The following is a 13,913-nucleotide window of genomic DNA, read 5'->3' as shown; positions in this document are numbered from 1 at the left end:
TCCGCGTCCGCCTTAAGGCTTCGATCACGGAATCAGCAGTGTTGTTCCACTTGTTTTTCTTGTCTCGAGATCCGTATGCGCCCGCCCTGCATCGGCGAGCGGATAAGTCTGATTTATATTGATACGCACTTTGTTGCTTTGCACAATATCAAACAGGGAATTTGCACACGCTTCCAGCGCAGGCCGCGTCGCAACGTAACCGAAGAGTGTCGGACGGGTCGCGAACAGCGAGCCCTTCTGCGCCAGGATGCCGATGCTGAAGGCGTCCACCGGGCCGGACGAATTGCCGAAGCTGACCCACAGGCCGCGCGGCTTCAAGCAGTCCAGCGACGCCGGATAAGTGTCGCGCCCGACGGAATCATAGACGACATCGACGCCGCGGCCATCGGTCAATTCCTTCACACGCGCCACGAAACTGTCGGTGCGGTAGTTGATCACGTGGTCGTAGCCGTGCGCCAGCGCCAGATCGATCTTGTCCTGCGAGCCCGTGGTACCGATGACCGTTGCACCAAGTGCCTTGGCCCATTGGCCAGCGATCAGGCCGACGCCGCCGGCAGCGGCATGGAAGAGGATCGTCGTGTCGGGGCCGACCTGATAGGTCTGGTTGAGCAGATATTGTGCCGTCATGCCTTTCAGCATCATCGCAGCTGCTGTCTCGAGGCTGATACCGTCCGGCACCTTGACGAGCTGCGAGGCATCGACATTGCGTTCGCTGGCATAGGCGCCGTCCGCTGAGGCATAGGCGACACGATCACCAATGGCGAAGAGGCTGACGCCATCACCGACCGCTGTGACAATGCCCGCACCCTCCTTGCCCGGCACGAAAGGTAGGCCTGAAGCGGACTTATAGAGGCCGGTGCGGAAATAGACGTCGATGAAGTTGAGACCAACGGCGACCTGGCGGATTTGCACCTCGCCCGGTCCCGGCGGCGAGAGCGTGACGCCTTCGAGTTTCAGGACCTCCGGTCCACCGAGTTCGCGTACCACAATCGCCTGTGCCATTGCCTGCTCCTATTTCCGGCCGAGACTTGGAAAAATCTGCAGCACGAAGCCAATCACGTAGAGATAGATGCCCGTCACCACGAAGCCGGTCACGACCCAGGCCGGTGTCGCAAAATGCAAGAGCAGCGCGTAAACGCCGAGCGCCGACCAGACGAGGAAGATGCCAAGGTTCAGCGGCCGCAAACGCTGGACGCGGACCGGGTGAAGGAAATTGATCGGCAGGAAGGTGAGCACCACGGAGACGAAGACGACGACCGACGCCGTCACTTCGCTTGCCTGGATGACGAACAGCGTGAAGACCACCATGTTCCAAACGACGGGGAAGCCGGAGAAGAAATACTCGTCCGTCTTCATGCCCATGTCGGCATAGTAGATGGCGCTCGACACCACGATCGCCCCCGCCGCCACAAAGGACCAGGGCTCGCCGATCATGCCGCTCTGATAGAGTGCGAACGCCGGTAGCAGGACGTAGGTCACGTAGTCGATGACGTTGTCGAGCGTGTCGCCCGACCAGTTGGGCAATACTTCCTTGACCCGGACCTTGCGGGCAATCGGCCCATCGATGCCATCGACGAGCAGCGCCAGGCCCAGCCACCAGAACATATCGACGAAGCGATGCTCGGCCGCAGCGACCACGCCGAGGAAGGCAAGAAACGATCCCGAAGCGGTCAAGATGTGCACGGAGAAGGCGCGGATCTCGGCGTAGGGAACTCGTCTGTAGTTAAAGAACTTCATCTGCGGACGCCGCCTACCCCTAGCTATTTCCCCGTACGGACCTGGAAGCCCGCATCAACCGCTCTGCGGCGCATTGCGCGTAATATGCACCCTTTGCAACGCATCGCCACTAAAATTCAAGCTCGGTCGCTTCCTGCAGCCCCATTGTCCTGTGGACACTTGCAAATTGCTTCTGCGCTGATTCTACCCATTTATTTCGCTCTCGCCCGCGACTAGAGGTATGATCGAGGCTGGACCAAGACGCCTCACAGCGTGCGTGAAAGGTTGGTTGCATCATGGATCACTACGACATCGCCATCATCGGTGCAGGTCTCGCGGGATCGCTCGCGGCCATCGCGCTTGCCGACGCCGGTTACCGCGTAGCCTTGATCGGTCCGGAGCCGGCGGTCGCCGACGGACGCACGACGGCGCTGATGGACCAATCGATCGAGTATCTCAAAAAGCTCAGCCTGTGGGAAATGGTCGAGCCGCTGACGGCACCGCTCTCGACCATGCGCATTCTCGACGGAACCAACCGGCTGTTGCGTGCGCCACCGGTCAATTTCCGCGCCTCCGAAGTCGGGCTCGACGCCTTCGGCTACAACATTCCGAACGCACCTTTCATCGACATTCTCCGCCAGCGGGCAGAAGCGAGCCCGACGCTGACCCGCATCACCGCCTCCGCAATCGGCTTCGAGCTTTCGGATGGCGTCGCAACGATCGAGCTTGCGAACGGCAGCCAATGCAGCGCGCATCTCCTTGTTGGTGCCGACGGTCGTCGCTCGCCCGTGCGCGAAGCTGCAAAGATCTCCGTCAGCACCTGGTCCTATCCGCAGACGGCGGTCGTTCTGAACTTTGCACACGAGCTGCCGCACCAGAACATCTCGACCGAATTCCACACGGAAAGCGGCCCCTTCACCCAGGTTCCCCTGCCCGGCAACCGCTCAAGCCTCGTGTGGGTGCGCAAACCCGATGATGCCGCGCAAACGCTGACGCTGGAGCTCGCTGCCCTCTCCCGCGCTGTCGAGGACCGGATGCAATCCATTCTCGGCAAGGTGACGGTCGAAGGCACGCCGCAATCCTTCCCGCTCTCGGGCATGACCGCGCAACGCTTCGGCAAGGGCCGCGTCGTGCTTCTCGGCGAAGCGGCCCACGCCTTTCCGCCGATCGGTGCCCAAGGCCTCAACCTCAGCCTGCGCGACGTGATGACGCTCGTTGATCTCATCGGTACGGCTAACGGAGAGGCGCTTGCAGGCGATATCGGCGATCGCTTCGACAGCCGTCGACGGCCCGACATCATCAGCCGCACGGCAAGTGTCGATCTGCTCAATCGCTCGCTGCTTTCCGGCTTCCTGCCGGTTCAGGCTCTGCGCGCGCTGGGGCTCCATGTACTTTCCGCCGTCGGGCCGCTCCGCAGCCTGCTGATGCGCGAAGGCGTCCACCCCGGCAGCGCGCTCAACGCCCTGAAGGACGGCCTACGGGAAAAGATCGGGCGGAAGAGCGCCTGAACGGATCAGGTAAAGCAGGCCGGTGACAGTCGCGACCGAAAGCGTCGTGGTGATCAGGATCGTTGCCGAGGCCCGCTCCTGCCATACGCCATACTGGTGGCCGATGACGAAGACGTTCGTTGCCGTCGGCAGTGCGGCGAGCAGCACTGCGGTCTGCACCCAGATCGGATCGTAATTTCCCGTCAGGCTCATCGCCGTGAACATGACCAGCGGATGCAGTAGCAGCTTCGCCGGAACGATGTAGCCGATCTCGACGGGAATGCGCTTGATGGGCCGCAGCGCCAGTGTCACGCCCATGGCAAAGAGCGCGCAGGGTGCTGCGCATTGCGCGAGATAATCGATCAGCCGCTGAACCGGCACCGGCGGCTGCACCGCGAAGAAGGCGGCGAGGACGCCGGCAAGCGTCGCAAGGATGAACGGGTGCAGGATGATCTTGTGCGCAACGCTTACAGCAAGCACCAGCGGTTTTTCCTGCCTGCCGCCCGATATCGCCATCATCGCCGGCGCGACGGCAAAATGGGCGGCGTTCTCGAAGCTGAAGATCAATGCCACCGGAACAGCGGCGGCGTCACCGAGCGCCAGCAGCGCAAGGCCGGGCCCCATGTAGCCGATGTTGCCGTAGGCAGCGCCAAAGCCCTGGATCGTCGCCTCGGCAATGGAGTTACGCCTGATATAGACGCCGATGAGGAAGATTAGCGAAAACACGATATAGGTCGCGCCGACCGTCGTCAGGATGAAGTCGGCGCGCGCCAACTGTTCGATCGGCGTGCGCGAGACGAGCTTGAAGAAGAGTGCCGGCAGAGCGAGATAGATGATGAAGGTGTTGAGCCAACCCATCGCCTCGCCGGGATGATGGACAAAACGCGCCGTCAGGTAGCCGAGAAAGATCAGGCCGAAGAACGGCAGCACCAGACCCGCGATTTCCGTCATCTTTCCCCTCGCGACTTTGACTTCGCCCACGCCGACGCCAAGCCTTCGAACGGCGCTCTAGCACTTTGTTTCCAGAACGTCTTTCCGCTTCAAGCGATTCCGCTTGAAGCGGAATGCACTAGCCCACGAACCGGCCGGACGATTAGGCCGGTCCAGGCGAAAAGTGATTCCGAAATACGAGGCAATGCCCTAGCCGATTTTCATCAGGATCGGGAAGGTCGTCTGGAACCAGATGGCGACGGAACTGATGAAACCGAAGAGAAAAGCGAGACCTGCCAGCACCAGCAGGCCGCCCATCAGCTTCTCTACCAGGCCGAGGTGGCGACGGAAGCGCAACAGGAAGCGCATGAAGGCGCCGGAAAAACCAGCGGCGATCCAGAACGGAATGGCAAGCCCGAGCGAGTAGACGGCCAGCAGCATGGCGCCGTCGGACACCGTGTCGCGCGCGGCGGCGACGCCTAGGATTGTGCCGAGCACCGGACCGATGCAGGGCGTCCAGCCGAAGGCGAAGGCCAGCCCCATGATATAGGCGCCAGAGAGCGTCGCCGGCTTGCCGCCGCCCTGAAAGCGCGCCTCACGCGCCAGCAGGCCAATCTTGAACACGCCGAGGAAATGCAGGCCCATGATGATGATGATCACGCCGCCGACGCGCGACAGCAGATCCATGTGTTGCCGGAGCAGCATGCCGATCGACGAGGCCCCTGCCCCAAGCGCCACGAACACCGTCGCAAAGCCGAGCGTAAACAACAGTGCTGCCGGCAGAACCGCGCGCCTTGTGCTGCCGATCGTCGCCGCATCACCGCTGCGGAACTGATCGACCGAAACGCCGGCCATGTAACAAAGATAGGGCGGAACGAGAGGCAGAACGCAGGGCGAAAGGAACGAGAGGGCGCCGGCAAGAATGGCGGTCCAGATGGAAATATCGGCGATCGACAACGGCAAGAACTCCGGCATGCGGCATTTGGGCCATTCCTTAGCCGCAGGATCATGATGATACCAATCACCTTTTGGCGATCATTGCGCCATGCACCGTTTCTTCACAAAACCGGCAATTTTTCGGTTGACCGACAGGAAACACGCGTGCATATGTCCGCCCACTTCCGCCGGGTTTCACGGCCGCGGCCAGGGAGCGCGTAGCTCAGCCGGTAGAGCAACTGACTTTTAATCAGTAGGTCCAGGGTTCGAATCCCTGCGCGCTCACCACGAATTCCAAGCAGCCAACGACAGATTTAAAGAGCGCAGTAACTTAGTGAGTCGCCGCGTGACACATCCGCTGCAAAAGTCGCGCGCCGCGAACCTGTGAAGAGCAAACTGCCAGGCATCACAGCAAGCACTTTGGTGATCAGAAAAGCAGGTCGTACTAGCCGGCCTTGAACTCAGGCGGCAGCTCTCGTCGACCTGCTTCAGAGGTCGGTCAGGGCGCAGTACTAGAAATCGAAGTAGACCGTGACGCCAGATCGACGCTGGTAGCGGTACTGGTCACCGTAACCATAGTAGTCGCGATCACGGTAGCCGTCGTAGTACCCGTACTGGCGCGGATAGCACCTGCCGTAGTAACCGCATGAACGCCAAGCGTACCGCCGATCCCATCGGCGGTCCCACCGGCGATCTGCATGCCAATGACGATGGCTGCGGTGGTTAACCTGTTCGACAGTGACGGCCTGCGACTGTTCGGGTTTCGGCACGAAAATCGGAGCCGCGCTTAGCGGCAGAGCAAAAGATGCAGCCAGGCCAATCGCTGCGAAGGCGGATAAGAGCTTTTTCATCGTAACTCCTCCTATCTGCCGATGACTTTGGGCGAATCAGCCTGAACCTGCGATGAATAGCTGCCCCACGCGCGTTAGGGGACTTCGCGCCATCGGTCGCGAGCGATCGGTTGCGTGATCGCCAAACATCGCTGTTGAGAAGAGCCGCTCTCGACAATTTGACGCGTTGCGTAGATGCTGAGCTCTCATGCCGTGGTTGCAACGTGGTGAAACCCGCAGGTTTGTATCAGCAAAGGGGGAAAGCATGAAAAAGCTTGTCATTGCGATTGGGGTGATCGGTACGCTTGCGTCCTGCACGCAGACCGAGAAAGGGACGGCAATCGGCGCCGGCACCGGCGCCATCATCGGCGGCGCTGTGAGCGATAGCTGGGGCGGCGCGGCAATCGGCGCTGTTGCCGGTGGCGTCATAGGCAACCTGATCGGTCGTTCGCAAGAGCGCGAAGGCTATTGCATCTATCGCGATCGCTACGGACGGCGATACGAGGCACGCTGCCGCTAACATATCGCATTCGGAGCGGACGGGGTGTCAATTTCGACGCTCCGTAGCTTCGACGCTCGCCAAAGGGCCTTCCCATCGCCAACTACCCAGCCGCCGCGCGTAGCGCGCCTGGGTGGTCGCTCCGTTTGGATGAGGCCAAGGCATGCCGGCACTCTCGATGCCTTCGAACCATCGGAATGGGAGATGCCGCCAAGTACAAGACGGTGACGGCTGACACCGTCGAACGCCCGAGCAGCGGTCGCTGCCGAACAGAATGAGACGTCTTCAAACAAGCGTGTTACACTACAGAAATGACTGACGAAGAGCAGACGTACGAGTATTCAGAATTTTCCGGCCAGTTCAGTGACGACGGCGTCGTTGTCGAATTGCGCATTTATCGGCCAGCGGGCTCGAACCGCGATTGGGTCCTCGAGGTGATCGATGAGGAAGGTTTCTCCACCACGTGGGAAGAACCCTTCCCCACCGATCGCGAAGCCTTTGAGGAGTTCATTGCGACCGTTCAGCGAGACGGCATCCAGGCGTTTACCGACGAACCGCCGCAAACGGTTCACTGACCTCCTATCCTGATCTGATGTCCAGGCGCGCTCGGCATTCGCCAGCGTGGGGAAATCCGCTCACACCACAGCCGCTCGCCGCGCCGAACGCATTTTCAGCGGGCTCACGCCATATTCGCGGCTGTAGGCACGCGAGAAAGCCGACAGGCTATCGAAACCGCAGCGAAGCGCGATCTCGCGGATCGGGCTGCCGGAATCGCGCACCAGACGGTGTGCGACCTGGAGGCGAAGGCGGAGATAATAGGCGCCGGGGCTGGTCGATAGCCCTCGTGCAAACAGCAACTCCAGCTTGCGCTGCGAAACCGACAGCCGCTTCGTCAAAGCCGCGATTGTCAACGGACGCTCCAGGGTGCGCTCCATCAATCGAATCGCCTCGGCGAGTTCCGGATCGCGCGTCTCGATGCGCCCGAGCGAAACGAACGGCTGAACATCGGTCGCGCTGTGCGTCTGGTCGTAGACGAAGATGCTGGCGACATCGAGCGCAAGCGCCGAACCCAGCCTCTGCGTGATCCAATGGAGCATCATGTCGAAGGTCGGTGACGCACCGCCCGATGTCCAGAACTTGCCGTCGGCGACGAATCGGTCACCAAGCACGGTCAGGGCCGGAAAGGCCTGGCTGAAATCTTCGAGCTCCTCCCAGTGGGCAGTCGCCCGCCGGCCGTTGAGCAGGCCGGTACGCCCCAACAGCCAGCAGCCTGATTCGATGCCGGCGACGATATCGAAGTGCCGGGAGCATTCTTGCAGGAATCCGATGAATTTTTTCCCCACATGCCGGTCGAGATTGAAGCCACCGATCACCAGCAGCGCGTCGCCTGCGAGCGGCTGGGCAAACCTACCATCGACCGCGATCGGCACCCCGCAGGTCAACGTCACAGGCTTTCCATCCGCCGAAAGCAGCCGCCAGCGAAAAACATCGCGCCCCGAGATGCGGTTGGCGGCACGCATCGGATCCAGCACCGAGGCGAGCGACATGATCGACGACTCCGGCAGGATGACGACGGAAACTTCGATCACAGATTGTGGACGTCCATCGGAAGGCATGCGGGAAATGTCAAATTTTGAGCGATAAATGTCAATTCCGGAAATGGCGTTCGGGCATTATCAGACCGTATCGATCTCCCTACGCGCGGCGCTGCAGCCCCGCGCAGAGACGTTCCCCTTTCCGCCTTTTGCCGGAACGGGCCGGTTGGAGCCATCCACCGGCCCGTTTTTTTACGTGCCGTCGCATAAGAAGGACAGCAGCCAACCACCGGATACATTGTCGATCGGATTGTCTATATTTATCGCCGTCCAATCTCTCCGCGCCGAAGTCTCCGATCGGCACGGGCGTGGATCAATCATTATTTCTGCCGGATGTTGGTGAATATATTCGCCAGCGGCTCCGGACGATCCGCCGTCTACGCTAGAACGCATTGCCAATTCCCAATATTCTCAGAATATTTCTATGGACATCCATGCTTTATGGAATACGGTTATCTCCTAGGATCGGAAATGGCGCCATGAGCACCACAAAACTTCTTCTGATCCTTCCGCTTGCAGCGGTCCTGACCTATCTTGTTGTTCTTGGCCTCGTCTATTTCTCGCAGCGCACCCTGCTCTATCCCGGGGCCACGCCCACGGCCGCACCGAACCTGGCAAGTTGGGGCGACAACGTCTCGGTCAAAACGCCGGATGGTGAAACGCTGCACGGGCTTTATAGTCAAGGTAAGCCCGGCAAACCCGGTGTCCTGCTCTTTTTTGGAAATGGAGATCGGCTCGACAACTATGGGTTTCTCGCACAGGCATTGGCGGCACGGGGCATCGGATTGCTCGCGATTTCCTATCGCGGCTATCCGGGATCGACCGGCTCGCCAAGCGAGGACGGCTTGCTGACTGACGGCATCGCGGCGTTTGACTGGCTGACGCCCCGCATCAATCGCGGCATCGTTGTGCTCGGCCGCTCGCTCGGCACCGGCATCGCCGTGAACACCGCGGCACAAAGACCAGCTTCCGGCGTGATCCTTATCTCCCCATATCTGTCGGTGCTGTCGGTCGCCGAGGCACGGTATCCACTCCTGCCGGTGGCGCTCCTCCTCAAGGATCCCTTCCGTTCCGACCTCCAGATAGCGACGGTAAAGCAACCGAAGCTGTTCATTCACGGACGATTGGACGATAGCATTCCGCTGTCCTCGGGCGAGGCGCTCTATCACATCGCGCCTGAACCCAAACAGATGCGGATCGACGAACACTCCGGTCACAACGACATCTGGAATGACAACACAGTAAGCGAGGTGGTCAAGTTCGTGGACGCCCTGACACGAGGCACTTAAGTCGCCCTGCGTACCTCACGGCACGATCCACAATTTCTATCGAAGAAACAGATAGTTAAAAACTTGGCGACCCCTGCAGGAATGCTAGAAACGGCTATTTCATCAACGAAATCAACACTTACCGGGAAAAGTGAGGGGTGATTAATTCCCTTTGATTCATTTGCGAAATTTTAGACGCGTCCCTCACCGCTCCACGCATCCTAGGTCGATCACGGTGCGTGAGTAACCCCTATTGCGTTCATTCATCGCCCCCCGCAGCGACCTCAGTCGTTATGATGCTTGTTTCCTTTGTTCCCCTTATTTTGATGGTCGTTGGCGTGTTCGCGGACATCCTTATGATTGGCATCCTCGCCACGTATGCCTGGGTGTTTCGTCTCCCAGTGGCGATTGCGGTACCCCTCTTCTTTCGCAGGCTTCTCAGGCTTTTTGTCGGGCTTGTCTGGCTTTTTGTCGGGCTTATCTGGCTTCTTGTCCGGCTTGTGTGGCTTGTCTGGCTTCTTGTCGGGTTTCTGCGGCTTTTCCTCGGGAGGTTGCTCTTCGACGGCGCGGGGTTGCACAGTCTGCGGTTGGCGCTCGAGGTCCTCTTGGATCGCCGCCGCAAGGCTGCAACCACCCCCCGCCCAGCCCAACGCTCCCGACAGTCGTTGCCCACCGGAGAGGAAAGGAAGGGCCTGAGCATTGCCAAGTGATTTCAGCGTGCCACGGCTAACTCGCGCCGGGTCGCTGATGCCGCCGCCGGGCTTGGCGACGACGCAGTCGCAACGCTGTGTCAATTGCCGGCAGCCGCCGGCGCCACAGAAGCTTGCGGCGCCGCTGAGCAGCACGACGGCGGTGGTGCCGTCGCGGCCGACATAAAAATCGAAGGCGGTGCCACGAACACCGATCGTGCCGGCCGGCGTGACGATCTGATAGGCGGAGTGCCCGGACTTGCCGCTGATCCAGCGGAAGGTGCCCTTGGCAGCCATGATCGTCAGCTTCTTCACCGACTTCTGATCATCGTAGACGAACTTGTCGATGACGACGGAGGAGCCCCAGCCGACGGCCAGCTTGGTGCCATCCTGAAAGACGAACTGGCCGAGGCCGGATTTCGATGTCGAGATCCGTTCGTCCTTGTAGACCGGGTCCTTGACCGCGATCGGGCCACGAGCGCCGCTCACTGCCGTCCGGATTTGCACTGCCTGGCCGACGGGCTCGGCGGCATGGACCGGAATCGGGATGTAAGACGCGACACAAAGCGCGATGAATGCGGCCCCACGCACAGAGAACATGATACGCTCCAAAGCGTTATTGTTATCATGTTACAAGGATTTGCGTCTTGTCGCCCAATCGAGGTATCGCAGTGCCATGCATTGTCTTGTCTTGGCCGTAAGGGTTAAACGAGAGGAGAGAAACGAAATGGGAGTAACTGAGAGGTCATACCGCCCGATTGCTCCTGCCTTTGGCGTAGCTCACGTGAGCAACTGGCGCTGAATTTCCGCAATTGCTATTTTAGCCTTGAAGATCAAACCCAGCTTAGGCGGGGCTTTCCAGGAGGCTGGAATGCACAGGGACGATCCTCGGATCAAACAAAAGCTGGCGCAGATCGACACTCATCGCCGCCATGCGAAATATGCGGAAGACCAAGCCTATATGCTGTTGGAGGATGCGCAGTATTCGTACGAGCACATTGCGCGTCTGAAGCGCGAGATTTTCGAGATCGAGAGCAGCCAATCCCAAAGCAGTTTGTTGCTGTCCCAATAGATTGTCATGGATGCGCCGCACTACAGGCCAATCCTATCGACCAAATCTTGCACCCGATATCGGACGTATTGGCTTTCTTCATTCGCTCCGCGCCAAACCGCGCTGCTATAGCGCCCCTCGGATGCGATCCAGTCGACCGCCAGGAGGCCACTCAGCACAACAATTGAGAGCAGTAAGCCACGCATGTCGCTAGATTAGCAACGAGCGCGACAGAAATCTGTAACCTTTTCAATAGCCCGATCGGGCGCTACGATAATCCTTGACTGGTACGTGCACTGTGCGACGCTTCGACGTATTGGTTGCAATGCGTAGGGGCAATGAATGAATCGTTCCGCTGCTGCACTTGGCCTGATCGCTACCTGCGTTGCCTGCCTTGCCGGCTTTACCGGTCTGGTCACGCTGATCGGGGAGTGCGATCGCCCCCTGCCCCCACTACTGCTGGATTTATCGTCCGTCGAAGAAGGGAATGTATGGAGTCCCGGGTGCGGTCTTTCCGAAGGGAAGAAACAGGCCTTCTCGCCGGAGCTCACGAGACGCTTGCAGACGCGGTTTCCGGCCGGCAGCGATGCGGACGTAATGGAACGAGACCTTCAATCAATGGGCTTCAAGGTGGTTTCACCCTGTTCAAACGCCTTGAGCGCTCGTCTAGCCCAGTTTCTCCAAAAAGGGTGCGCGTTCCCGACGGACGCCAGGCTCACTTGGCACCGAACAGAGGACGGGAAAGTCGCCGGCCTTAGTGGCCACGTATTCTTTAAGCCTAGTGGAGAGTACTGACTTCTCCCCAAATTTGGGGGCAGCTCCAAGTGCGAGAAAATTCAGGCGCTTAGGTCTTTGCGTGCGGACGGGCCAGCGCGGTGATATCCTTGCTTGCTAGGTGGTGCGGCAAGATGAATATCCGACGTGGCCTCTTTCGAATATGGCTGATCGCCTCAGTACTTTGGGTGCTGATACTGGCCTTCTATGTGGACGTTGAAGGACGAGGGCGAGCCGGCACGAATGAGGGCTCCATCTACCTCCATGGCTGGGCGGTGGTCACAGACGGCTGGAAGGCTGAAAAGGAAGCCGCATCCGTGGGCGAAGCATCTACCGTGCCAGACGAGATTAGGAGCCGAATTCTAGTTGGCAGGGAAGTGCAGATGGCAGCCTTGCTTTTCGGTGCGCTGCTGCTGGGCCCGCCACTTGTCTTACTTGTGCTAGGGGTTTGGGTTATCCGTGGCTGAGTAGGGCAGAGGGCTGCGGCGGGGGCTCTGCAGCCAGAGGGTAATCAGGGCGGTCGCGGGAAAACTAACCCGAATTCGGGGGAGTTTTCGAAGTCCGAAATCAACGCCCTTGGTTCGGCCCGCTTCGTCCTTCGCTACGACAATCCTCTCCTCAGGAGGCCGATTTCCGCTGTCCAGCATGGCGCCTGCATCAAGACATAGGCAAAGGCGCACCCGAGCGTTTTCCCGCTGTAGGGAGGCTTTCGAGTTGAAAGAGTTTGGCAATGAGAGATGGGAGGCGTATAATGCTTTTTGCCGGTAGCGTCTGGCCCGCGTCAAGCGACGACAAAGCTTGATACGCCCTAATGGGTTTCAATAGGCTCATCGGAGAAACCACCCGCTACCGGTTGTTGGAAGGTCGGATTCAGTCCGGCCTTTTTTGTTTGCCTACTTTACCATTGACTTAAACGTGCGCTGTGCGATCTTAAATCCTCACGGTTGCCTCCCCGCCCTATCATAACGAAGAACGGACACTCGCATGAGCAGAAACCTGCCCCATGTTAGAGGGGACACTCGCATAACCCGGCAAGAGCGTGACAAGTTTATGCAATTCCTCCGACAAGCGACCGATGCACAAGTACGCAACATCTACATCAAAGAGACGAACGCGCCGCGACCTTCTTTGACATGGAAGGGACCTTTGCCGCGGCAGCTATATGCCGATCTTGCAGAGCAAGAATTGCAGCGCAGAGGGATCGACATTCCATAAAACACGGCGGTGGCGCCGCCGCTCCAGCTTCACGAGTTGACTACGCGGCTCAATTTCAAGACTGGCATGGATCAACCTTGAGAGGGCAATGTGGCATTCAGGCCAGAAGATCACAGCATCCTCGCGCAGATCGCTTTCTGGGGCGCCGGCGCGGCCTTTTTATGCGGGTTTATCAGCTGCGTGGTGTGCAACATTGTCATCCTGGCGCGGACGAAAGCGCTGATCAATCCCGTGGACGAAAGGGAGTTGAGCCGGGGCGAGAAGATGGGGCGAAAGTTCAGCCGTGGAACTTCGGTTTTGGTCGACGATCGCTTTAGATCGTTGCGAAGGGCTTGGTCCACCTCGATGGCCGTCACGTTCCTGTCGTTTCTGGCAATTTTGACGATGATCGTCACACTTGGCGAATGAAGTCTCTAGGCGGTGGGCTCGGCCACATCGCGTAGCAGCAGGTGAATGAGTTGGATTTGAGATGCCCGGTGCATCTTGGCCTCATGCAGATTCCAGAGCGTCAGAAGCAATGTCGTCACGGCGAAGAAGGCCAGCGCTGCCAGATGGATTTTACCTATGCGGCGCGCGAAATAGGATCTGGCTTTGGCCTCGACAGCCAGCACCGCGGCTCGACGCTCTCTGTCGTTTTCCAACAGATACCGATCTATGCGTCCAACAGAACGATCCTGCGCGCTCGACCGAGCATCGTCCTTTGGCCCTGCACTCAACCCCTGACGCACGCCGCTAAAGAGCAGGATCGCCAGCAACACCCAGAACACCAAGAAGGACAGGCCAGAAAGCTGCCCGCTGGGGGTAGTCATATCCATTAAAGTCTCCAGGCTATGGAGCAATGATCGCCTCTGCTATCAAAAAGCAATTGAAGCAGAATTTCAATCTCAGGACGCAATCTTCTGTTGCACGGTGGTTGAACCCTG

15 protein-coding genes and 1 tRNA gene are annotated in these 13,913 nt (G+C 59.3%); 8 read left to right on the top strand and 8 right to left on the bottom strand.

Translation table 11 applies throughout. The annotated features are described in order from the left end of the window. Positions 1–24: 24 nt before the first annotated feature. Together PWG15_RS07210 and pcsA are read right to left on the bottom strand one after the other, a co-directional pair. Positions 25–1,002: a quinone oxidoreductase family protein gene (locus PWG15_RS07210; RefSeq protein WP_275023734.1), complete on the bottom strand. Its 978-nt coding sequence runs from the start codon at positions 1,000–1,002 to the stop codon at positions 25–27. Positions 1,003–1,011: 9 nt separating this feature from the next. Further along, complete coding sequence (pcsA, locus tag PWG15_RS07205; RefSeq protein ID WP_275023733.1) at positions 1,012–1,737, bottom strand: phosphatidylcholine synthase; 726 nt, start codon at positions 1,735–1,737, stop codon at positions 1,012–1,014. A gap of 275 nt (positions 1,738–2,012) precedes the next feature. Here pcsA and PWG15_RS07200 point away from each other — a divergent pair, with 275 nt between their 5' ends. Beyond that, on the top strand, positions 2,013–3,224 hold the full coding sequence (locus PWG15_RS07200) for a UbiH/UbiF family hydroxylase (RefSeq protein ID WP_275023732.1): 1,212 nt from the start codon (positions 2,013–2,015) through the stop codon (positions 3,222–3,224). Here PWG15_RS07200 and PWG15_RS07195 read toward each other — a convergent pair. Further along, positions 3,192–4,154, bottom strand: a complete 963-nt coding sequence (locus PWG15_RS07195; RefSeq protein WP_275023731.1) for an AEC family transporter — start codon at positions 4,152–4,154, stop codon at positions 3,192–3,194. The two genes, PWG15_RS07200 and PWG15_RS07195, sit on opposite strands and share 33 nt — an antisense overlap. A gap of 189 nt (positions 4,155–4,343) precedes the next feature. After that, positions 4,344–5,090: a cytochrome c biogenesis CcdA family protein gene (locus PWG15_RS07190; RefSeq protein WP_275024373.1), complete on the bottom strand. Its 747-nt coding sequence runs from the start codon at positions 5,088–5,090 to the stop codon at positions 4,344–4,346. Between the two features lie 191 nt (positions 5,091–5,281). On the opposite strand from PWG15_RS07190, the gene PWG15_RS07185 reads away from it, so the two are divergent. Next, positions 5,282–5,357, top strand: a tRNA-Lys gene (locus PWG15_RS07185). Between the two features lie 224 nt (positions 5,358–5,581). On the opposite strand, the gene PWG15_RS07180 is transcribed toward PWG15_RS07185, so the two are convergent. Further along, positions 5,582–5,920, bottom strand: a complete 339-nt coding sequence (locus tag PWG15_RS07180) for a hypothetical protein (protein WP_275023730.1) — start codon at positions 5,918–5,920, stop codon at positions 5,582–5,584. Positions 5,921–6,164: 244 nt separating this feature from the next. Here PWG15_RS07180 and PWG15_RS07175 point away from each other — a divergent pair, with 244 nt between their 5' ends. Together PWG15_RS07175 and PWG15_RS07170 are read left to right on the top strand one after the other, a co-directional pair. After that, positions 6,165–6,419: a YMGG-like glycine zipper-containing protein gene (locus PWG15_RS07175; RefSeq protein ID WP_275023729.1), complete on the top strand. Its 255-nt coding sequence runs from the start codon at positions 6,165–6,167 to the stop codon at positions 6,417–6,419. A gap of 290 nt (positions 6,420–6,709) precedes the next feature. Continuing rightward, positions 6,710–6,973 carry a hypothetical protein gene (locus PWG15_RS07170; RefSeq protein ID WP_275023728.1) on the top strand — a complete coding sequence of 88 codons (264 nt, stop codon included), beginning with the start codon at positions 6,710–6,712 and terminating at the stop codon, positions 6,971–6,973. 60 nt (positions 6,974–7,033) lie between these two features. On the opposite strand, the gene PWG15_RS07165 is transcribed toward PWG15_RS07170, so the two are convergent. After that, on the bottom strand, positions 7,034–8,014 hold the full coding sequence (locus tag PWG15_RS07165; RefSeq protein WP_275023727.1) for a GlxA family transcriptional regulator: 981 nt from the start codon (positions 8,012–8,014) through the stop codon (positions 7,034–7,036). Between the two features lie 458 nt (positions 8,015–8,472). Between PWG15_RS07165 and PWG15_RS07160 the strand changes: the two genes are divergently transcribed. Continuing rightward, complete coding sequence (locus PWG15_RS07160) at positions 8,473–9,282, top strand: alpha/beta hydrolase (protein ID WP_275024372.1); 810 nt, start codon at positions 8,473–8,475, stop codon at positions 9,280–9,282. A 263-nt stretch (positions 9,283–9,545) separates the two neighbouring features. Here the strand turns inward: PWG15_RS07160 and PWG15_RS07155 are convergent, their stop codons facing one another. Continuing rightward, the gene (locus PWG15_RS07155) at positions 9,546–10,550 is read right to left on the bottom strand and encodes a FecR family protein (protein WP_275023726.1); all 1,005 of its coding nucleotides are present in this window, start codon (positions 10,548–10,550) and stop codon (positions 9,546–9,548) included. Between the two features lie 271 nt (positions 10,551–10,821). Between PWG15_RS07155 and PWG15_RS07150 the strand changes: the two genes are divergently transcribed. The 3 genes from PWG15_RS07150 to PWG15_RS07140 all read left to right on the top strand — a co-directional run bounded on the left by PWG15_RS07150 (position 10,822) and on the right by PWG15_RS07140 (position 13,398). Beyond that, positions 10,822–11,022 (top strand): hypothetical protein, encoded by a 201-nt coding sequence (locus tag PWG15_RS07150; RefSeq protein ID WP_275023725.1) that lies wholly within the window; start codon positions 10,822–10,824, stop codon positions 11,020–11,022. Between the two features lie 887 nt (positions 11,023–11,909). Next, a complete protein-coding gene (locus tag PWG15_RS07145) occupies positions 11,910–12,242 on the top strand; it encodes a hypothetical protein (protein ID WP_275023724.1) in 333 nt (110 codons plus the stop codon). 838 nt (positions 12,243–13,080) lie between these two features. After that, positions 13,081–13,398: a hypothetical protein gene (locus tag PWG15_RS07140; RefSeq protein WP_275023723.1), complete on the top strand. Its 318-nt coding sequence runs from the start codon at positions 13,081–13,083 to the stop codon at positions 13,396–13,398. A gap of 5 nt (positions 13,399–13,403) precedes the next feature. Here the strand turns inward: PWG15_RS07140 and PWG15_RS07135 are convergent, their stop codons facing one another. Next, positions 13,404–13,805, bottom strand: a complete 402-nt coding sequence (locus PWG15_RS07135; protein ID WP_275023722.1) for a hypothetical protein — start codon at positions 13,803–13,805, stop codon at positions 13,404–13,406. Positions 13,806–13,913 lie beyond the last annotated feature (108 nt).

Source organism: Ensifer adhaerens (assembly GCF_028993555.1).
In the GTDB taxonomy this organism is placed as follows: domain Bacteria; phylum Pseudomonadota; class Alphaproteobacteria; order Rhizobiales; family Rhizobiaceae; genus Ensifer; species Ensifer adhaerens_I.
Note: the sequence above shows the minus strand (reverse complement) of the source record. Positions and strands in the feature narration are given on the sequence as shown.